The organism is Halomonas sp. 1513, from assembly GCA_001971685.1.
Taxonomy (GTDB): Bacteria; Pseudomonadota; Gammaproteobacteria; order Pseudomonadales; family Halomonadaceae; genus Franzmannia.
Genome location: CP019326.1, coordinates 3,698,068 through 3,716,217 on the forward strand (window position 1 = coordinate 3,698,068; position 18,150 = coordinate 3,716,217).

At 68.1% G+C, this 18,150-nt stretch carries 22 protein-coding genes; 11 read left to right on the top strand and 11 right to left on the bottom strand.

Annotation, left to right across the window (positions count from 1 at the left end):
- Positions 1-73: 73 nt before the first annotated feature.
- The 3 genes from BWR19_16865 to BWR19_16875 all read right to left on the bottom strand — a co-directional run bounded on the left by BWR19_16865 (position 74) and on the right by BWR19_16875 (position 2,670).
- Complete coding sequence (locus BWR19_16865) at positions 74-1,534, bottom strand: D-alanyl-D-alanine carboxypeptidase/D-alanyl-D-alanine-endopeptidase (GenBank protein APX94471.1); 1,461 nt, start codon at positions 1,532-1,534, stop codon at positions 74-76.
- Between the two features lie 34 nt (positions 1,535-1,568).
- Entirely contained in the window at positions 1,569-1,898 is a 330-nt protein-coding gene (locus tag BWR19_16870) for a QacE family quaternary ammonium compound efflux SMR transporter (protein APX94472.1), read from the bottom strand.
- Between the two features lie 67 nt (positions 1,899-1,965).
- Positions 1,966-2,670: an SAM-dependent methyltransferase gene (locus BWR19_16875; GenBank protein ID APX94473.1), complete on the bottom strand. Its 705-nt coding sequence runs from the start codon at positions 2,668-2,670 to the stop codon at positions 1,966-1,968.
- 325 nt (positions 2,671-2,995) lie between these two features.
- Here BWR19_16875 and BWR19_16880 point away from each other — a divergent pair, with 325 nt between their 5' ends.
- The 7 genes from BWR19_16880 (at position 2,996) to BWR19_16910 (ending at position 10,083) form a co-directional block, all read left to right on the top strand.
- Entirely contained in the window at positions 2,996-4,876 is a 1,881-nt protein-coding gene (locus BWR19_16880) for a beta-ketoacyl synthase (protein ID APX94474.1), read from the top strand.
- A 37-nt stretch (positions 4,877-4,913) separates the two neighbouring features.
- Complete coding sequence (locus BWR19_16885; protein ID APX94475.1) at positions 4,914-5,393, top strand: pantetheine-phosphate adenylyltransferase; 480 nt, start codon at positions 4,914-4,916, stop codon at positions 5,391-5,393.
- A 44-nt stretch (positions 5,394-5,437) separates the two neighbouring features.
- Complete coding sequence (locus BWR19_16890; GenBank protein APX94476.1) at positions 5,438-5,686, top strand: ferredoxin; 249 nt, start codon at positions 5,438-5,440, stop codon at positions 5,684-5,686.
- 37 nt (positions 5,687-5,723) lie between these two features.
- On the top strand, positions 5,724-7,079 hold the full coding sequence (locus BWR19_16895) for an MATE family efflux transporter (protein APX94477.1): 1,356 nt from the start codon (positions 5,724-5,726) through the stop codon (positions 7,077-7,079).
- A 44-nt stretch (positions 7,080-7,123) separates the two neighbouring features.
- Positions 7,124-8,434 carry a short-chain fatty acid transporter gene (locus BWR19_16900; protein ID APX94478.1) on the top strand — a complete coding sequence of 437 codons (1,311 nt, stop codon included), beginning with the start codon at positions 7,124-7,126 and terminating at the stop codon, positions 8,432-8,434.
- A gap of 91 nt (positions 8,435-8,525) precedes the next feature.
- Positions 8,526-9,053 (top strand): acyl-CoA thioesterase, encoded by a 528-nt coding sequence (locus BWR19_16905; GenBank protein ID APX94479.1) that lies wholly within the window; start codon positions 8,526-8,528, stop codon positions 9,051-9,053.
- A gap of 34 nt (positions 9,054-9,087) precedes the next feature.
- Complete coding sequence (locus tag BWR19_16910) at positions 9,088-10,083, top strand: preprotein translocase subunit SecA (protein APX94480.1); 996 nt, start codon at positions 9,088-9,090, stop codon at positions 10,081-10,083.
- A gap of 11 nt (positions 10,084-10,094) precedes the next feature.
- On the opposite strand, the gene BWR19_16915 is transcribed toward BWR19_16910, so the two are convergent.
- Entirely contained in the window at positions 10,095-11,483 is a 1,389-nt protein-coding gene (locus BWR19_16915; protein ID APX94481.1) for a GntR family transcriptional regulator, read from the bottom strand.
- Positions 11,484-11,578: 95 nt separating this feature from the next.
- Between BWR19_16915 and BWR19_16920 the strand changes: the two genes are divergently transcribed.
- Complete coding sequence (locus BWR19_16920; GenBank protein APX94482.1) at positions 11,579-12,184, top strand: lysine transporter LysE; 606 nt, start codon at positions 11,579-11,581, stop codon at positions 12,182-12,184.
- A gap of 4 nt (positions 12,185-12,188) precedes the next feature.
- Here the strand turns inward: BWR19_16920 and BWR19_16925 are convergent, their stop codons facing one another.
- The 3 genes from BWR19_16925 to BWR19_16935 all read right to left on the bottom strand — a co-directional run bounded on the left by BWR19_16925 (position 12,189) and on the right by BWR19_16935 (position 12,998).
- Positions 12,189-12,515, bottom strand: coding sequence for a hypothetical protein (locus tag BWR19_16925; GenBank protein ID APX94483.1), 327 nt, complete (start codon positions 12,513-12,515; stop codon positions 12,189-12,191).
- A 92-nt stretch (positions 12,516-12,607) separates the two neighbouring features.
- Positions 12,608-12,739 (bottom strand): entericidin, encoded by a 132-nt coding sequence (locus tag BWR19_16930; protein ID APX94484.1) that lies wholly within the window; start codon positions 12,737-12,739, stop codon positions 12,608-12,610.
- 127 nt (positions 12,740-12,866) lie between these two features.
- A complete protein-coding gene (locus BWR19_16935; GenBank protein ID APX95082.1) occupies positions 12,867-12,998 on the bottom strand; it encodes an entericidin in 132 nt (43 codons plus the stop codon).
- Between the two features lie 105 nt (positions 12,999-13,103).
- Between BWR19_16935 and BWR19_16940 the strand changes: the two genes are divergently transcribed.
- Positions 13,104-13,529, top strand: coding sequence for a histidine triad protein (locus BWR19_16940; GenBank protein APX94485.1), 426 nt, complete (start codon positions 13,104-13,106; stop codon positions 13,527-13,529).
- On the opposite strand, the gene BWR19_16945 is transcribed toward BWR19_16940, so the two are convergent.
- The 4 genes from BWR19_16945 to BWR19_16960 are packed head-to-tail and all read right to left on the bottom strand — an operon-like array spanning position 13,526 to position 16,249.
- A complete protein-coding gene (locus tag BWR19_16945; GenBank protein APX94486.1) occupies positions 13,526-14,575 on the bottom strand; it encodes a sodium:proton antiporter in 1,050 nt (349 codons plus the stop codon). The genes BWR19_16940 and BWR19_16945 overlap by 4 nt on opposite strands.
- A complete protein-coding gene (locus tag BWR19_16950; protein APX95083.1) occupies positions 14,563-15,240 on the bottom strand; it encodes a hypothetical protein in 678 nt (225 codons plus the stop codon). Before BWR19_16950 ends, BWR19_16945 begins: the two co-directional genes overlap by 13 nt.
- 50 nt (positions 15,241-15,290) lie before the next feature.
- Positions 15,291-15,662, bottom strand: coding sequence for a hypothetical protein (locus BWR19_16955; protein APX94487.1), 372 nt, complete (start codon positions 15,660-15,662; stop codon positions 15,291-15,293).
- Positions 15,659-16,249, bottom strand: a complete 591-nt coding sequence (locus BWR19_16960; GenBank protein ID APX94488.1) for a hypothetical protein — start codon at positions 16,247-16,249, stop codon at positions 15,659-15,661. The genes BWR19_16955 and BWR19_16960 overlap by 4 nt, the downstream gene beginning before the upstream one ends.
- Before the next feature lie 130 nt (positions 16,250-16,379).
- On the opposite strand from BWR19_16960, the gene BWR19_16965 reads away from it, so the two are divergent.
- On the top strand, positions 16,380-17,516 hold the full coding sequence (locus BWR19_16965) for a glycerate kinase (protein ID APX94489.1): 1,137 nt from the start codon (positions 16,380-16,382) through the stop codon (positions 17,514-17,516).
- A gap of 155 nt (positions 17,517-17,671) precedes the next feature.
- Positions 17,672-18,145, top strand: a complete 474-nt coding sequence (locus BWR19_16970; GenBank protein ID APX94490.1) for a DNA starvation/stationary phase protection protein — start codon at positions 17,672-17,674, stop codon at positions 18,143-18,145.
- The last annotated feature ends 5 nt before the right edge of the window (positions 18,146-18,150 follow it).

An 18,150-nucleotide genomic window follows, 5' to 3' on the forward strand; every position in this document is an offset into this window, starting at 1 on the left:
GACGCCGCCGCAGCGGCAAGAGTGGCGATAGTAGCAAATCACACGCGCTCTCGGCGTGGGTCGCCAACGCGCCTCAGTGGGCGCGAATCATGGCATCGAGATCGTCGGCCAGCGGGTCGAGCACCTGGGTCCAGTTCAGCCAGGGGGTGGTCGAGGTGCCGTTGACCAGCGCGGTGAAGACGCCCCAGCGGCCGCTGTCGGTGCGAAAATAGCCGCCCACCGAGCGCACCGCGAAAGGCTGATTGAGGGTGCCGGTCTTGAGCATCACGTTGTTCTGGAAGCGCTCGCTGCCGCGGCGGATGAAGCGCGACGGGCCGTTGGTCGGGGTCTGCATGCTGGCCACTAGGTGCGGAAACAGCGTTGGCCGATGGTAGGCATATTCGAGCAGCGCATTGACGCCCGCCGCCGAGGTGCGGTTGGTAGTGGTCAGGCCGCTGCCACTGTGCAGGATGACCGGCCCATGGCCGGGAATCGCCGCGGCGTAGGCCTCGAGCGCCTGGGCGGCCTCTTCCAGCGAGGTCTGCGGCGTCGGCACCAGCCCCAGGTTGAGCACGTCGGCCATGAAGTTGTTGGAGTAGTTCATGGTCCGCAGCACAAGCTCCTGCAGCGGTTTGCCGTCTACCGCCGCGAGCCGACGCGCGGCGCCGTTGGGCTCCACCGTGGAGGTCACGTAGGGTACGCCGGCCGCGTCTCCCGCGACCTCGACGCCGGCCTGGGTGAGCAGCGCCAGCAGCGTCTGGGCGGTCTGCCCGGCCGGGTCGGAGCTGGCCCGGTAGACTTCACGCGGCGAGGCGTTGGCGGCGATCTGGCCGCGCAGGATCATGGTATCGCCGCCGGCATCGGTGACGCGCTCGGCGTTGAGCTCGGTGGCGTTGCCGGCGGCCACGGTGGTGACCTGATTGTTGACGCCAATCACCGGCTCCACGGTATCGCAGCTCACCACCCTGGCCGAGTCACCGACGCTGGCACCGGGATGCACGTTCATGCACCAGCTGCCGTAGTTGACCCCCGCCGAGCTGAGCAGCGCGCTGTAGGTGTTGGCCGAGCGCTCGACGGTATCGCAGCGGTCACGCGTGACGCATGCCACCGGGCCGAAGCGCCACTGACTGACCACCAGCTGACCGTTGATGCCTCGCACGCCGCGTTGGCGTAGCAGCTGCACCAGCTTCCACAGCTCTTCGGAGACCAGCGCCGGGTCGCCGCCGCCCTCGAAAATCAGGTCGCCCTGCAGGATGCCGTCGGCGTCGATCTCGGCGGTACTCTTCAACTCGCTGGTGAAGCGGTGCTGCGGCCCCCAGCGCTCCAGTGCCGCCGCCGCCAGGTAGATCTTCGACACCGAGGCCGGTGACAGCTGACGCTGCGGCTCGATCGCGCCCAGCAGCTCGCCGCCGCCGTCCAGCAGCCGCGCCTCGGCGCTGATCAGGAAGCCCTGTTCGGTCATCCGTTCGAGGTTGGCAAACCCCGCCGCCTGAGCGAGCGATGGCAGCAGGCAAAGAGTCAACGGCAACAGCAGCCTGGCTAGCGGACGACACATAATGGCACCGTATAGTGGTTACAAAGGGTAGCGCTCAGTGAGCGGACGTAGTGGAGAGCAGCTGGATGATGACCACGCCGGCCACGATCAGGCCGATGCCCACCACCGCCGGCAGATCGGGGCGCTGGCCATAGACGACCAGCCCCACCAATGCCACCAGCACGATGCCCAATCCCGCCCAGATGGCGTAGGCGATGCCCACCGGTATGGTGCGCAGCACCAGCGACAGCATGTAGAACGCCACGCCGTAGCCGGCGACCACCAACAGACTTGGCCATAGCCGGGTAAAGCCCTCGGTGGCCTTGAGCGCGCTGGTCGCCACGACTTCGGCGAGAATCGCCACCGCCAGGTAAACATACACCATGAGCACTCCTCGAAATCACTGAATTGGCGCGGGCTAGCTCGGGCCAAAAAAGCCCATCAGTATACGCTCAGCCACTCGACCTGTCCTGCGCGACCAGCTCGGGACGCCAGGCCAGCGACGCCCGCAGCCGCCACAGCGTCTGGCCGCTGGCGTGGTACTTGCGCTCGAACGGGGTGAGGTACTCGCGACCGGGGTCGAAGGCGTCGATCGATGCCGTCACGCCGGTGACCTGATGCAGCGCCAGGCCGAACTCCTCGACATAGATCGCCCAATTCGAGCGCAGTTCCAGCTCGCCGCCCAGCGCCAGCAGATGCGGCAGCACCGGGTGCCCCTGCCAGCGCAGCTTGAGATGCACCGACTTGGGGTAGGGGTTGGGATAGAGCAGATAGTGGTACTCGGGCTGCCAGCCCGCAGCCAGCGCCAGCCGCCAGAAATCGACCAGGTCGGCGCGCACCAGATGGGCATTCTCCGGCAGCGGCCCGTGATCCCGCGACAACCGATCGGCGCTGCGGTCGATACCCAGCACCGCGTGGTCGGCGTGGCGCTCGGCCAGTCGCCGGGTCGAGAGCCCCACTCCACAGCCGGCATCCAGCACCAGCGGCCTGCCCTGCTCGGCCAGCCAGGCCGCAGCAGCGTCGAAAGCAACCCGGGTATGATCGGCGATCGGCTTGCGCCAGGGGTGGTCGAGGGCACGCTGCACGCGGCGCGACAGGTCATCATGGGGCCCGGTCTGGCGGGACACAATGCGGCGGGACGGTATTGGGGCGGGCATGGGCGGCGGCAGGAAGTCGTGGAATCAGCGGCCATGGTAGCAGCCCGCTGCGTCGGGTACAGGCCATCCACCGCGCAAAAAAACGGCGCCTCCCGAAGGACGCGCCAACTACCAACTCGTATGACTCAAACAGCCGTTTCATAGTAGCGCCGTTTCACGACGTTTTCAAACATTTGTTTTACCGCTGGCCGGAGCTAGCCCTCGGCGGCGGCATGACGCCACGCCGACCCCGGTGCTATCATCGCGGCATTCGATAAGAACGACTCGTAGACACCAACAGCACAACGAGGAACGCGGCTTGTCACAGTTACCGGTGATTGTCGGCATGGGCGGGGTCAACGCCGCCGGCAGAACCTCGGGTCATCAGGCCTACCGTCGCACGGTGCTTGCGGCCCTGCATCAGGATGACCAGCTTCAGACACTGCTAGGCCTGGCCGCCATGATGCGCCTGGCTCAGCCGAGCGATGGCGATACCTGGCAGGACGCCAGCGGTGAGCCGCTGGACGCCGCGGCGCTGGTCGACCGCTATCGCCAACAGGTGCTCGACCACACCCTGATACGGCGCATCGAAGACCCGCGCTTCAATGCAGACGGCATTCCGGCCAACCGCCAGGCCCAGCTGGCCATCGATGCGCCGCTGACCTTCCGCGTGCGCCGCCGCCAGCTGCCCGATGCCCTGCCCGAGACCTGGCAGGTGCGTGAGATCGACCGCCACCAGCTCGAGGTCAGCGTCCCCGCCGGCAACCTCGACGTGATGCTGCCCGAGCGGCGCCCGGCCCAGGTGCGCGCCGCCGGCCAGCTGCCCAGCGGCTTCGAACCGAGCCGCTTCTACCGCAGCGTGCACCACCCCCGCGGGCTGTCGATGAGCATCTTCGGCGCCTCCGACTGCCTCGGCCAGAGCGGCCTCGACTGGCAGTCGCTGCAGGACCGCCTGGATCCCGACGACATCGCGGTCTATGCCGGCAACTCCATCGGCCAGCTCGACGACCAGGGCTGGGGCGGGCTGCTCAAGAGCTTCGTCTCCGGCAACCGTGCCACGTCCAAGCAGATGCCGCTGGGTTACGGTCAGATGCCGGCCGACTTTCTCAACGCCTATGTGCTGGGCAGCGTCGGTGCCACCGGCGCCGCTCAGGGTGCCTGCGCGAGCTTCCTCTACAACCTGCGGCTGGGCGTCGACGACATTGCCAGCGGCCGCCGCCGAGTGGTGATGGTGGGTACCGCAGACGCACCGATCACTCCCGAGATCATCGAGGGCTTTCGCGCCATGGGCGCGCTGGCCGATGACGACAGTCTCAAGGCCCTCGATGCCCTGGCGCTGCTGACCGACGCCGACTACCAGCGCGCCTGCCGGCCGTTCGCCCGCAACTGCGGCTTTACCATCGCCGAGGCCAGCCAGTTCGTGCTGCTGATGGACGACGCCCTGGCGCTGGAGATCGGCGCCCAGATCCTCGGCGCGGTCCCCGGCGTGTTCGTCAACGCCGACGGCTGGAAACGCTCGATTTCAGCGCCGGGTATCGGCAACTACGTGACCCTGGGCAAGGCAGTGGCGCTGGCCAACGCCATCCTCGGCGAGCAGGCGGTGCGCGAGCGTAGCTTCCTGCACGCCCACGGCACCAGCACGCCCAAGAACCGAGTGACCGAGTCGCACGTGTTCGACCGCATCGCCGCGGCCAACGCCATCGATGACTGGCCGGTGGTCGCGGTCAAGGCGTTTGTCGGCCACTCCCAGGGCAGCGCCGCCGGCGACCAGTTGGCCAGCGCCCTGGGCAGCTTCGCCCACGGCTGGCTGCCAGGCATCCCCACCCTGGATGCGGTGGCCGATGACGTCCACGCCGAGCGGCTGCGCTTCTCCCGTGAGCCCCAGGCCTTCGACGCCGACGCCTGTTTCGTCAACGCCAAGGGCTTCGGCGGCAACAACGCCACCGGCCTGGTGCTGTCGCCGGTCGCCACCGAGCGGCTGCTGGTCAAGCGCCACGGCGCCGCTGCGCTGGACGCCTGGCGTACCCGTCGCGAGGCGACCCTGGCGATCAGTGCCACCTATGAGCGACTCGCCGACCGCGGCCACTTCCAGGCGCTGTATCGCTTCGGCGAGGGCGTGCTGGAGGGGCCGGAGCTGACCATCAGCGCCGACGAGATCGAGATCCCCGGCTATGCACGTCCGGTGTCGCTTGCCGTCGACAACCCCTTCGGCTCGCTCGACGACTGAGCGCCTCCATTCACCTACCCAGGGAAACAGCGCTGGCATGAATATCGTGGTCTACCCCGGCACCTTCGACCCCATCACCAACGGCCACTTCGACCTGATCGAGCGCGCCGCCAAGATGTTCGACAAGGTGGTCATCGCCGTGGCCTCGAGTCCCGGCAAGCAGCCCGCCCTGGATCTCGACATCCGCGTGGCGCTGGCCCGCGAGGTAGTCAAGCCGCTGCCCAACGTCGAGGTCACCGGCTTCGCCTGCCTGCTCACCGAACTGCTCGAGCAGCAGGGTGCGCGGATCATCCTGCGCGGCCTGCGCGCAGTGTCCGACTTCGAATACGAGCTGCAGCTGGCCAACATGAATCGCGCCCAGTCGCCCGGCGTGGAGAGCGTGTTCCTCACCCCGGCGGTGGAGAACTCCTATATCTCCTCGACCATCGTGCGCGAGATCGCCCGCCTGGGCGGCGACATTTCCCAGCATGTGCATCCGGCGGTCGTCGAAGCGCTCGACAGGCATTACAATACCTGAGTAATGTACTATGACTTTTGCTCAGGCAATCCCGAGGTAGCCCCATGGCCCTGATGATCACCGACGAGTGCATCAACTGCGACGTCTGCGAACCCGAATGCCCCAACGGCGCCATCTCGCAGGGCGAGGAGATCTACGTCATCGACCCCGGCCTGTGCACCGAGTGCGTCGGCCACTTCGACGAACCGCAGTGCCAGCAGGTGTGCCCGGTGGACTGCATTCCCCTCGACCCGGAGCGCGAGGAGAGCCGCGACGCGCTGATGGAGAAGTACCAGCGCATCACCGCCGCCTGAACCGCCAGGCGACTCGCCTACCTCCGCAGGGACGCCGATGAGCTCCACCCCGACGGCCAGCGCCGACCGCCGTATCTGGCTGTTGGCCTGGCCGATCATCCTCTCCAATATCACCGTGCCGCTGCTCGGCCTGGTGGATACCGCCGTGGTCGGCCACCTGCCCGACTCACGCTACCTGGCCGCAGTGACCCTCGGCGCCACGCTGTTCAGCTTCCTCTACTGGGGCTTCGGCTTCCTGCGCATGGGCACCACCGGCCTGACCTCACAGGCGGCGGGCCGTGAAAACGACAGCGAGGTGCGCAACCTGCTCGGCCAGTCGCTGCTGATGGCCGGCGGCATCGGCGTGGCGTTGATCGTGTTTTCGACGCCGCTGATCGAGCTCGGCCTGTGGCTGCTCGACGGTAGCGAAGTGGCCACCGAGCTGGCCCGGGAGTATGCCCAGATTCGCATTCTTTCGGCCCCGGCGGTGCTCGCCAACTACGCCATCCTCGGCTGGTTCCTGGGCCAGCAGAACGCTCGGGTAACGCTGGCCATCCTGGTACTCACCAACAGCGTCAACATCGTGCTCGACCTGGTGTTCGTGATCGGCCTGGGCATGACCAGCGACGGCGTGGCCTGGGCCACGGTGATCGCCGACTATACCGCGCTGGCCTTCGGCGGCTGGCTGGTGCTGCGCCAGCTGCGCCTGCTGGAGGGGCGTTTCCTGCGCCAGCGGCTGCTCAAGCTCGTCGCCTACCGCGAGCTGTTCCAGGTCAACGGCCACCTGTTCGTGCGCACCCTGGGACTGCTGTTCGCGATGGCCTTCTTCACCGCCCAGGGTGCCAGCCAGGGCGACACCGTGCTCGCCGCCAACGCCGTGCTGCTGCAGTTCATCATGCTCACCTCCTACGCCCTGGACGGCTTCGCGCATGCCGCCGAGGCGCTGGTCGGCCGCTCGGTGGGGCGCCGCCGCTGGGACGAGTTCGCCACCGCAGTGCGCGCCGCGGCGCGCTTCTCGCTGTTCGCCGCCGGCGCGGCGTCGCTGGCCTTCCTGCTCGGCGGCCAGGCGCTGATCGCGCTGCTCACCGACCTCCCCGAGGTGCGCGCCACGGCGGCGCAGTACCTGCCGTGGATGATCATCATGCCGCTGCTGGCGGTGTGGAGCTACCTGCTCGACGGGGTGTTCATCGGCGCCACCGCCAGTCGCGAAATGCGCAACAGCATCTTCATCGGCCTGGCCGTCTACCTGCCGCTGTGGTGGCTGACCCAGGGCCTCGGCAACCATGGCCTGTGGCTGGCCTTCACCGCCTTCACCCTGGTGCGTTCGGCGACCCTCGGCGGTTACTACCTGCACTACCGGCGCCAGCGTTGGCGAGCCAGCGTTGACCCGGCCCTGGCGGCCAAGTCAGGCTGAATGCGCTAGCTTGGACCTACCCAACCAATAAAAGCGACCACGCCATGCTCAAGTTCCTGTCACGCCCCGCCGTCCGACTGGTGGAGCGCTACCTGCCCGATCCCTATATCTTCGTGCTGCTGCTGACCCTGATCGCCGCTACCGCCGCCATCGCCGTGGAGCGCCAGACGCCGCTGGCGGTGATGCGCTTCTGGGGCGACGGCTTCTGGGGGCTGCTGGCGTTCTCGATGCAGATGCTGCTGGTGCTGGTGACCGGCTTCATGCTGGCCAGCTCGCCGCCGGTCAAGCGCCTGCTCGAGCGGCTGGCCGGCAAGGCCAATAACGCCGGCGGCGCGATCCTGCTGGTCACCGTGGTGTCGCTGGCCGCCAGTTGGATCAACTGGGGCTTCGGGCTGGTGGTCGGGGCGCTGTTCGCCAAGGAGCTGGCGCGCCAGATCCGCGTCGACTATCGGCTGCTGGTCGCCAGCGCCTACTCGGGGTTCGTGGTCTGGCACGGCGGCCTGGCCGGCTCGATCCCGCTGACCATCGCCACCGACGGCCACTTCACTGTCGAGCAGATCGGCGTGGTCGGTACCGGCAGTACCATCTTCGCCTTCTTCAACCTGGCGATCGTGGTCTGCCTGTTCATCGCCGTGCCGCTGGTCAACCGCATGATGCTGCCCGATGAAAAGGACAGCGTGTACATCGATCCCGCCCAGCTCGACGATACACCGCCCGTCCGCAGCCGCGTCACGCGCCCCGCCGAGCGGCTCGAGAACAGCCAGGCGCTGGCCTGGCTGGTAGGGATTCCCGGGCTGATCTTCCTCGCCGATCACTTCCTGCTGCGCGGCGGCAGCCTCAACCTCAACATCGTCAACTTCCTGTTCCTGTTCCTGGCCATCGTCCTGCACCGCACCCCGCGGCGCCTGCTCGACTGCCTGCACGAGGCGATCAAGGGCGGCGCCGGGATCGTCATCCAGTTCCCCTTCTACGCCGGCATCATGGCGATCATGGTCGAGTCGGGGCTAGCCCAGAGCATGTCCGAGGGGCTGGTGTCGTTTGCCACCGAGACCTCGCTGCCGTTCTGGTCGTTCATCAGCGCCGGCATCGTCAACCTGTTCGTGCCCTCCGGCGGCGGCCAGTGGGCGGTCCAGGCACCGGTGATGCTGCCCGCCGCCGAGGCGCTCGGCGCCGACGTCTCGCGGGTCGCCATGGCAGTGGCCTGGGGCGATGCCTGGACCAACCTGCTGCAGCCGTTCTGGGCGCTGCCGGTGCTGGCCATCGCCGGGCTCAAGGCCAAGGACATCATGGGCTTCTGCCTGATCCAGCTGTTCGTCACCGGGGCGATCATTTCGGTGGGGCTGACCTGGTTCTAGGCCGGTAGCCCATCCGCTAGCAACGAAACGCCTTGTCCCCGGCCGGGGGCAAGGCGCTATGCTGTCAACACCGCTCATAAGGACACACTCGATGGACGAACACGCCCTCTCCGGTCAGCATGAACTCTCGATGACCGTGCTGATGACCCCGGACATGGCCAACTTCAGCGGCAAGGTCCACGGCGGGGCGATCCTCAAGAAGCTCGACGAGGTGGCCTACGCCTGTGCCAGCCGCTACTCCGGCAGCTACGTGGTGACGCTGTCGGTGGACCAGGTGCTGTTCAAGCAGCCGATCCACGTCGGCGAGCTGGTCACCTTCCTGGCCATGGTCAATCACGTCGGCCGCTCGTCGATGGAGATCGGCATCAAGGTGGTGGCCGAGAACATCCGCGACAAGGTGATCCGCCACACCAACAGCTGCTACCTGACCATGGTCGCGGTGGACGAGGACGGCACGCCGGCGCTGGTACCGCCGCTCAGGCTCGACACGCCGCTGCAGAAGCTGCGCTTCGACAAGGCCGCGCTGCGCAAGAAGCTGCGCAAGCAGGCCGAAGAGGAGGCCCGGCGCACCCATGCGCACCACTATGCGACCCAGCCGGCGGGCGATACGCCGGGCTGATGCCCGCGCGTGCCCCCCAGGCGAAGGAGACGCCATGCCCGCACGACACGCCCTGAGTCCCGCCCTGGAGCGCCTGCACCTGGTGTGGGATGTGCTGATCATGCTGCTGGTGATCGCCAACCTGAGCCTGCTGCTGATCGACGGGCTGTTCCTGCTCGACCCGCTGAATGCGGCCTTCGAGCGCCTGGCGCCGGGGCTTCACCAGGCCTACGACCAGCGTATCCACGCCAACTTCATCGCCATCGACCTGATGTTCGTGGCGGTGTTCGTCGCCGATGTTCTGCTCGGCTGGGCAGTGGCGATCATCGAGCGCCGCTATCACCGCTGGTTCTTCTACCCCTTCGTGCACTGGTACGACGTGCTCGGCTGCATCCCGGTGGGCGGCTTCCGGCTGCTGCGCGTGCTGCGGGTGATCTCGCTGGTCCAGCGCCTGCACCGGCTGGGGCTGATCGATGTGCGCCAGTGGCAGCTCTACGCCTTCGTCGCCAAGTACTACGACATCCTGCTCGAGGAGCTTTCCGACCGCATTGCGCTGCGCCTGCTGGGCAATATCCAGCAGCAGGTGCAGGCCAGCGACTCGCTGTCAGGGCGCGTGATCGAGGAGGTGGTGATGCCGCGCAAGCAGGCGCTGGTCCATGAGATCACCCGCCGGCTGGAGGACATGGCCGGCAGCGCCTACCGACACAACCGCGGCGACCTGATGCGCTACGTCAGCGCGCTGGTCGGCCGCACCCTGGAGAACAGCCCCGAGATCCAGCGCCTGCGGCGCCTGCCGATGGGCCGCCAGCTGAGTGCAGCGCTCGACGACACCCTCAGCGATATCGCCTGCCGGCTGGTGGAAGAGGCCGCCAACGGGCTGCGCTCACCGGAGTTCGAGCAGCTGCTGGAGCGGGTTGCCGACAGCAGCCTGGAGGCCTGGCTCAAGGTCGACAGCCACAGCGATGCGGTGACCGAGAAGGTGCTGGTGGATATGCTCGAGGTACTCAAGGAGCAGGTGCGGAGGCAGCGCTGGAAGGACCGCTACGACTAGGTAGATTTTCTCTATAACGTGGCCGGCGCCAGCGGCGGCGCGTCGAGCACCTCGAGCAGAGTCTGCAACGCCTGCTCGAGGGCCCCGCGCGAGGCCGCCGCGCTGAGGCAGAGGCGAATCGCCTGGGGTGCGGGTTCGCTGCCCACGCAGAACGGCTCGGCGCTGGTGACGCGCACGCCGCGGCTCGCCAGGGCCTCGACCAGCGCCGCGCTACGCATGCCGCTAGGCAGCGTCAGCCACAGGTTGGCCCCCAGCGGCTGGCCGCTGACCTCGAAGCCGGCCAACTGGCGCCGGGCCAGCGCCTGGCGTGCCGCCAGCTCGTCGCACTGCCATGCCAGCAGCGTCTCGGCGTCACCGCTGGCCAGCCACTGACAGACCGCCTCGATCATCAGCGGCGGCACCATCCAGCTCTGCGCCCTGAGACTAGCCGCCAGCCGCTCGCGCAGCCGCTCAGGCGCGCGTAGCACGCCTATCCGCAGCCCCCCGGCCAGCACCTTGGCGGTGCTGAACACGAACAGCGTACGCTCCGGCGCCAGCCGATAGAGCGGCGTGCCTCGCGCCTCGGCGGGCAGATACTGCACGCCGTCCTCGAGCAGCCAGATATCGTATTCGCGGGCCAGCGCCACCAGCCGCCGCCGGCGCGCCTCGCTGAGGCTGGCCCCGGTAGGGTTGTTCTGATCCGGGGTGACGTAGACCAGCCGCGGCGGCTGGCGCATGCACAGCCGTGCCAGCGCCTCGACGTCCATGCCGTCGGCGTCCATGGCGATGCCGTCGACCTTGAGATGCGCCTGCTGGGCGGCACCGATCAGCCCCGGGTAGGTCAGCGCATCGGCGGCCAGCCGCTCGCCGGGGCGCAGCAGCGTGGTCAGCGCAAGGCTGATGCCGTGCTGCCCGCCCTGAGTGATTAGCAGCTCCTCGGCGGGCAGCGCCATGCCCAGCGTGGCCAGCCAGTCGGCCAGCACCCGGCGCTGCTCGAGCAGGCCCTCGGCGGCCTGGTACTCCACCGCCGCCTGCAGCAGCCGCGGCTGTTGCGCCATACCACTCAGCGCCCTGCCCAGCGCCTCGGCGCGCAGCGGATGCGGCGGCGGCAGGCTGAGGCTGAGATCGATCAGGCCGGCCTCGCCCTCGGCGCCCGGGGTAGGAAAGGCCGGCGCCGCCGCAGCGTCGCGCACATAGGTGCCGCTACCTACCCTGGCCACCAGCCAGCCCTGGCGCTCGGCCTCGGCATAGCCGCGGGTCACGGTGCCCACCGTGACGCCCAGCGCATCGGCCAGGCGACGCTGGGGCGGCAGGCGGTCGCCGGCGGCGAGCTCGCCGCCCTCGATGGCCGCAACAATGGCCTCACTAAGCGCCCGGTAGCGCGGGCCGTGGGGAGAGAGCGGGGGCACCCAGATTGTCATGGTGACAATAAATCCATTGACGTTAATTACTGCAAGATTATGCTGACAAAAGCGACACAATCAAGCAGAAAAACTCAAATTGAATGGATACAATCATGCTGGAAGGATTGGCCTTTCTCGGCCCGGCGGCGCTCTACATGATGTCGATGACCATCACCCCGGGGCCCAACAACGTGATGCTCACCGCCTCCGGGGCCAACTACGGATTCTGGCGCACCATGCCCCACATGCTGGGCATTCTCGGCGGCTGCTTCGCGCTGTTTGCCGGCATCGCCCTGGGCCTGGGTCTGCTGTTCGAGCGCTACCCGCTGGTGCAGACCACGCTGCGCCTGGTGGGCAGCGGCTATCTCCTCTACCTGGCCTGGAAGATCGCTACCGCCCCGCCGCCGGACCTGCGCCTGCGTGGCGAGGGCCGGCCGCTGACCTTCTGGCAGGCCGCCGCCTTCCAGTTCGCCAACCCCAAGGCGTGGGTGATGGGCCTGGCGCTGATGGCCGGTTTCCTGCCTCAGGGCGGCGACACGGTGCTCAATGCGCTGCTGCTGGCCGCCTTCGCCGAGCTGGTGGCGCTGCCCTGCATCGCCCTGTGGGCCGGCTTTGGCACCGCCATCGGCCGCGTCCTCAAGACGCCCCGCGCCTGGCGGCTGTTCAATGCCAGCATGGGCGCCATGACCGCCGCCTGCGTGATCCTGATTCTACGCTGAGCGCCTAGCCGCAGGTGATCTGCTCGATACGGTCGTCGTCGAGGCGGATATTGAGGCGGTCGGGGCGATGATCCATGGTTGCCGCATCGCCGGGACGCAGCACCCGTACCGTTGCGGCACCGCTCTCCGCCTCGATGGACCCGCGCAGCGCCTCGTCGAAGTCGCGGCCGACGCGGTCCTGCACCGTGCGGGCGCCGCAGGTATCACCGCGCTGGGTCACGCTGGGTGGCTCCGGGGCCGGCTCGCGCGGCACGCTGGGGCCGGCACTGGTACAGGCGGCCAGTGCCAGGCTTGCCGCCAGCGCCGGCAGGTAACGTGGAAGGGTAAGCATGCTGACTCCTTGTCATCATGGATAAGGCCATACGTAAAGCGGGCGAGCCAACCGGCCCGCCCGCAACAGCTTATCTGACACACGCAGAATGCTTAGTTGGCTGCATCCTGCACCGCTTCACCACCGCGCTCGACGTCCTGGCCGGCGCCGTCCATGGTGTTGCAGCCCGCCAGGGCGCCAGCGGCCATGAGCAGGGCAAAACTGAGGGCAATCGCTTTTTTCATCTGTGTTCTCCTTAACACTGGTATGTAGCAAACAACGGTTTGGGATCCGTGTCGTCCATTCCTTCCTTGAAGTAATGGCCTTAGTCAGCCTAACAGCCATACCCTGACTTTGCACAATCGGGCTGGCTCAATCCGCCGAGCGCTGAATGGCCTCTCCACCCGCCTCGATATCCTCGCCTGCACCGCGCATGGTGTTACAGCCGCTGAGCAGCGACAGGGTGAACAGCGAGAGTAGAATAGCAGCTGATAACCGTTTCATGGTCATATCCTCGTTCCTTGACTGGTCTGGCGGAAAGGTCCGCGCTGCTATCAATCTAGCAGCTGTACAGATCGGCGTTATGACTATTCGGCCCGAGGAGGCACCATGCACGAACTCACCCTTGACCCGCGGCTCGAGGCCGACACCTATCCCGTCACCGAGCTACCGCTATCGCGGGTACTGCTGATGAACGATGCACGCTTCGCCTGGCTGGTGCTGGTGCCGCGGCGCAACGGCGCCTGCGAGGTCAGCGACCTCAGCGAGGCGGACCAGGCCCAGCTGTGGCGGGAAGCCACCCGCTTGGGCAGCGAGCTCAAGAGTGCGCTGGGTGGCGACAAGCTGAATATTGCTGCCCTCGGCAACGTCGTCTCCCAGCTGCACGTCCACGTGATCGTGCGCCACCGCGACGATGCCGCCTGGCCGGCGCCGGTATGGGGCCACGGCGAGGCCCAACCCTATGACCTGGATGGCCAGGCCGAACGCCGCGACCTGGTGCTGGCGCTGGTCGAGGGCATGCGCTTCGAGCACTAGCCGAAAGGCGAGGAGCGCGGCGCCGGAGCCGCGTCGTCCTGGGTCTGGCCGCCGCGTTCGGTCCCCGGCGTCAGCAGCGGATCACGACTCGGCGAGCTGACGCCGGCCACCGACAGCGACACGCCGAGCAGCACGATGGTCAGCCCGCCCGCCAGGGCGGCCCAACCCACCATGCGCTGTACGCGGCTGGCGCTGGCCTGCCGCGCCAAGCGCCGCTCGGCCCAGCCACGCGCCATGACGCTGGCCAAGGCCAGCGCCGACACCGCCAGCGCCGTGCCCACCGCCATCACCAGCACCGCACTGACCCCGACCCAGAACTGCCCGAGCAGCGATGCCGCGCCGAGCAGCAGCACCCCACCGCTGCACGGGCGCATGCCGATCGCCACTACCGTCGCCAACGCGGTACGCCAGTCCGCCGCCTGCTGAGGGTCGACATGGTGGGCACTGCCGCAGCCGCAGTGCTCATGATGATGGTGGTGAAGGTCGCCGCCCGCCGTGTCTCGATGGGTCGCTGCGGCGCCGACGCTGGCCGACGCCGGCGAGTGCCGCAGCTGACGCACGGCGCGCCAGCACAGCCATAGGCCGAGCAGAGTGACCATGGCGAAGCTGGCCTGCTCGACCCATACCACCGAGCCCATCGCCTGGCGGGTCAGCCAGCCCAGGCCATAGACCAGCACGGCCACCAGCGAAATGGCCACCAGCGCCTGCAGCAACGAGGCGGCACACGACAGCGCCAGGGCGCGACGCAGGGCACCGCCCTGGGAGAGCAGGTAGGTGGTCAACACCGCCTTGCCGTGACCGGGCCCGGCGGCGTGGAAGACCCCGTAGCCGAAGCTGATGCCCAGCAGGGTTGCCCAGGCCGCCGGCGACGGCGTGCCCGACAGCTCGGTGATCGCCAGCGTCAGCGCACGGTGCAGGTCGCGCTGCCAGGCCACCACCTGCAGACTGATCGCCTGGGCCCCGCCCTGGAACAGCCAGATCAACCCGGCCACGGCCAGGATGCCGAGCAGGCCACCCAGCCACACCGCGCCGCTCATACGTCGCATTGGATCTCTCCCGTTTCCGCGAAGTAGCGGCCCAGGCCGTCCGGTGCCTCGTCGGTGATATCCAGCCGCGCCGCCTGTGCTACCCGTGCCGGATCGGGATCGGCCGGAATGATGCGGGTTTGGCAGCGCTGGTCGGCACCGGCCATTACCAGTGCCGCATCACTGGGGCCGTCGCCCTCCTCTTCGTGCAGCACCTCGATGTAATAGGTGGGGTCGTAGACGCGATAGGCCAGCGGTTCGCCGTTCAGGGCCAGCGGCGCTTCCAGCGGCAGCAGAAAGACGAACTCGACGCGCCCGTCACGCTCCATCACCGTGTACTCCTCCACGTCGCCCAGCGCCACCGTGTCGTCGGCGTGTCGCAGCTCGGTGAAGTAGCCCTGGGGCGCCAGAGTGTCGCGGATCTCCATGCCCAGCAGGTCGAGGCGCTCTTCGAGGCTCTCCTCGCCCTGGGCGCGGCCGAGTTCCTCGAGCAGTACCAGGCTGTAGAAGGGATCCATCCGCCAGCGCTGGTGCAGCGCCTCGACGCGCCCCTCGTCATCGAGGATCACGCGCATGCTCATGTCGATCCAGCCGTGGGGGTGCGCCCAGGCCAGGCACGGCAGCAGCGTCAACGCCACGCCGAGTGCCAGTCGCCGCCAACAGAAATATCCTGTGCTTGCTGTCATGCGTTTCACTTTTCGCTCGAACATCTAGGTTGGAGATCCTGTCATGGGGCTCATGGTGCCAGCCCCAACGCGGCCTGCAAGTCCACCAGCAGGGGGTCGAGACTCTCGGGGGCCAACGGCTGATTGCCGCGCTGCCCGCTGAGCGAGATCAAGGCGCCGTGGGGGCTCTCCTCGACCTCGAGGCGCAGTCGATAGCCAGGCCAGACCGCCGAGACGGCGTCGGCACGGCCCAACTCGGCATCGGCGTGGCGAATCACGTAGCCGCGCTCGGCCAACACTTCTATCCCCGCCGCCAGCGCCGCCTGGCGCTCCACCGGCAGCACGAAGGCGCGCGGTTCCGGGGCCATCGGCGCGGCGGCGCAGGCGCCGAGCAGCGCCAGCAGTGCGAGGATCAGCAGCCGTCGAGCAAGATCGCGAGTCATGGCGCCCCCCGTTCGGCTGCCACGGCTTGTTCAATTGCCCGACACAAGCTGGCATCGCCGCTGCGCGATTCACGTACCGCGCCTTCGGCATCAATCACCCGACTATCCTGGGAGACCAGCACCTGCTCGCGGGGCACGACCAGCGACACGCGCTCGATGCGCGTGGCGTCGGCCGGGAAGCCGCCGCCATAGCCGGCACGACCGCCGCCAACGCCAATGCCGAAGCCGACCCCGGAACCCACCGATACCTGGCCGCCGCTGCCGACACCGCCGCCGATGCTGCCGAATACGCCGCTGCCGCGCGACCAGCGGTCGTCGTAGCGGGCGCCATAGCCGGGCAGCACGCGGCTACGCTCGGCGCTGACGATGCCCATCGAGGCCTCGGTGTGGGTGATGCGGTAACCCTCGCGCTCCAGCACGTCCACGGCGGCACGTGTCACCGCGCCGCGCTCGTCGTCGCCCAGCGCCCAGCGGCACTCTGCCGGCGCCCCACCCCGGTGCTCCGGCAGCGTCGCCGGACCGGCAGCACAGCCCGCCAGCGTCACCAGCGGCAGCCACCAAAAATAGCGCCATCGTCCTTGCTGCATTGGCTCTCCTCCGCGTCGCTGCAGGCAGTCTACGTCGAAAACGCTGCCCTTGCAGTGCCCCACTCTCTGCTGCTATGACCACAGCAGGCTAGGATAAGCTCAGTTATCTCCATTCGCCGACGAGACGCCCATGCATATACTGATTGCCCCCGATAGTTACAAGGATGCACTCCCCGCCAGCGACGCCGCGCGCGCCATTGCCCACGGCATCCAGCGCGTCCTGCCCGATGCCACGCTGACGCGCTGCCCGATGGGCGACGGCGGCGAGGGCACCCTCGATGCGCTGCTCGACGCCACCGGCGCCGAGCGCCGCGTGCAAACCGTTCAGGACGCCCTCGGCCGCCCGTGCCAGGCGGCCTGGGGCTGGCACGCCGAGACCCGCCGTGCGTTTATCGAGCTGGCCGAAGCCAGCGGCCTGCAGCAGATCCCCCGCGAGCAGCGCAGCGCCCTGCACAGCACCACCCATGGCGTCGGCGAATTGATCCTGGCGGCGCTGGATGCCGGCGCCGAGACGCTGCTGCTGACCCTCGGCGGCAGCGCCACCAACGACGCCGGGGCCGGCATGCTGGAGGCGCTTGGCGCACGGCTGCTGGATGCCGAGGGCAAGCCATTGGCGCCCGGCGGCGCCGCGCTGGCCGAGCTGCAGACCCTCGACCTGAGCGGCCTCGACCCGCGCCTCGCCGAGCTTCAGGTGGAGACCGCCGTGGACGTCGATAACCCGCTGCTCGGCGAGCGCGGCGCCAGCGCCATCTTCGGGCCCCAGAAAGGCGCCAGCGAGGCCGACGTGGCGACCCTCGATGCGGCACTGGCGCACTTCGCCGACAGCACCGCCGCGGCGCTCGGCAACGATCACCGCGACCTCCCCGGGGCGGGTGCCGCCGGCGGCATGGGCTTCGCCGCCCGCGCCTTCTTCGGCGCCGAACTACGGCCGGGTATCGAGCTGGTCATGCAGCAGGTCGGCTTCGAGGCGCTGCTGGCCGAGGCCGACCTGGTGATTACCGGGGAAGGCCAGCTCGACGGCCAGAGCCTGTCGGGCAAGACCCCGGTGGGCATCTCGCGGCGCGCCGCGGCCAACGGCGTGCCCTGCGTGGCACTGGTGGGGCGTCTCGGCGAGGGCTGGCAGGCCTGCCATGACCAAGGCATCAGTGCCGCCTTCGCACTGGCCGACGGCCCGATGGCCCTCGACGAGGCGCTGACACGCTGCGCCGAGCTGCTCAGCGAGCGCGCCGAAGGCGTGGCGCGGCTGTTCAATGCAGGTCGCGGTTGAAAAACGCCTCAAGGAGCGGCATCACCTATGCACAGGCGCCGTGATGGCGCCATTGCCTGGCGCTATGGCGATCATGGCGACAATTCGCTAACCGCCACGCGCCACGCCCAGTAGACTCATGGGCATTCATCATCAGGGATCGAGGAGGCAACCGCATGTCCGATACCAACGCCATTGGCCTGCACCCGGCCAGCGCCAGCCAGCTGGCCGACAAGCTCAACGCGCTGCTGGCCAACTACCAGGTCTTCTATATGAACGTGCGCGGCTACCACTGGAACATCAAGGGGCCGGAGTTCTTCGAGCTGCACGCCAAGTTCGAGGAGTATTACACCGACCTGCTGACCAAGATCGACGAGGTCGCCGAGCGCATCCTGACCCTCGGCCACCAGCCGATCCACGCCTACAGCGACTACGTGGCCACCGCCAGTATCCAGGAAGAGAAGAACGTTCATGACGGCGCGACCTGCGTGCGCGGGGTGCTCACCGGCTACCAGACGCTGATCGAGCTGCAGCGCGAGATCCTCTCGCTGGCCTCGGATGCCGACGACGAGGGCACCGCCGCCCAGGTCGGCGACTATATCCGCGAGCAGGAGAAGAGTGTGTGGATGCTCGGCGCCTACCTCGGCTGAGAGCC

Bases quoted from the DNA above. Each gene is read 5' to 3' on its own strand.
- BWR19_16870 (APX94472.1), bottom strand. From the start codon at position 1,898: ATGGTGTATGTTTACCTGGCGGTGGCGATTCTCGCCGAAGTCGTGGCG.
- BWR19_16905 (APX94479.1), top strand. From the start codon at position 8,526: ATGGACGAACACGCCCTCTCCGGTCAGCATGAACTCTCGATGACCGTG.
- BWR19_16915 (APX94481.1), bottom strand. From the start codon at position 11,483: ATGACAATCTGGGTGCCCCCGCTCTCTCCCCACGGCCCGCGCTACCGG.
- BWR19_16945 (APX94486.1), bottom strand. From the start codon at position 14,575: ATGCGACGTATGAGCGGCGCGGTGTGGCTGGGTGGCCTGCTCGGCATC.
- BWR19_16970 (APX94490.1), top strand. From the start codon at position 17,672: ATGTCCGATACCAACGCCATTGGCCTGCACCCGGCCAGCGCCAGCCAG.
- BWR19_16885 (APX94475.1), top strand. From the start codon at position 4,914: ATGAATATCGTGGTCTACCCCGGCACCTTCGACCCCATCACCAACGGC.
- BWR19_16930 (APX94484.1), bottom strand. From the start codon at position 12,739: ATGAAAAAAGCGATTGCCCTCAGTTTTGCCCTGCTCATGGCCGCTGGC.
- BWR19_16940 (APX94485.1), top strand. From the start codon at position 13,104: ATGCACGAACTCACCCTTGACCCGCGGCTCGAGGCCGACACCTATCCC.
- BWR19_16935 (APX95082.1), bottom strand. From the start codon at position 12,998: ATGAAACGGTTATCAGCTGCTATTCTACTCTCGCTGTTCACCCTGTCG.
- BWR19_16895 (APX94477.1), top strand. From the start codon at position 5,724: ATGAGCTCCACCCCGACGGCCAGCGCCGACCGCCGTATCTGGCTGTTG.
- BWR19_16875 (APX94473.1), bottom strand. From the start codon at position 2,670: ATGCCCGCCCCAATACCGTCCCGCCGCATTGTGTCCCGCCAGACCGGG.
- BWR19_16965 (APX94489.1), top strand. From the start codon at position 16,380: ATGCATATACTGATTGCCCCCGATAGTTACAAGGATGCACTCCCCGCC.
- BWR19_16960 (APX94488.1), bottom strand. From the start codon at position 16,249: ATGCAGCAAGGACGATGGCGCTATTTTTGGTGGCTGCCGCTGGTGACG.
- BWR19_16925 (APX94483.1), bottom strand. From the start codon at position 12,515: ATGCTTACCCTTCCACGTTACCTGCCGGCGCTGGCGGCAAGCCTGGCA.
- BWR19_16920 (APX94482.1), top strand. From the start codon at position 11,579: ATGCTGGAAGGATTGGCCTTTCTCGGCCCGGCGGCGCTCTACATGATG.
- BWR19_16950 (APX95083.1), bottom strand. From the start codon at position 15,240: ATGACAGCAAGCACAGGATATTTCTGTTGGCGGCGACTGGCACTCGGC.
- BWR19_16910 (APX94480.1), top strand. From the start codon at position 9,088: ATGCCCGCACGACACGCCCTGAGTCCCGCCCTGGAGCGCCTGCACCTG.
- BWR19_16955 (APX94487.1), bottom strand. From the start codon at position 15,662: ATGACTCGCGATCTTGCTCGACGGCTGCTGATCCTCGCACTGCTGGCG.
- BWR19_16865 (APX94471.1), bottom strand. From the start codon at position 1,534: ATGTGTCGTCCGCTAGCCAGGCTGCTGTTGCCGTTGACTCTTTGCCTG.
- BWR19_16900 (APX94478.1), top strand. From the start codon at position 7,124: ATGCTCAAGTTCCTGTCACGCCCCGCCGTCCGACTGGTGGAGCGCTAC.
- BWR19_16890 (APX94476.1), top strand. From the start codon at position 5,438: ATGGCCCTGATGATCACCGACGAGTGCATCAACTGCGACGTCTGCGAA.
- BWR19_16880 (APX94474.1), top strand. From the start codon at position 2,996: ATGGGCGGGGTCAACGCCGCCGGCAGAACCTCGGGTCATCAGGCCTAC.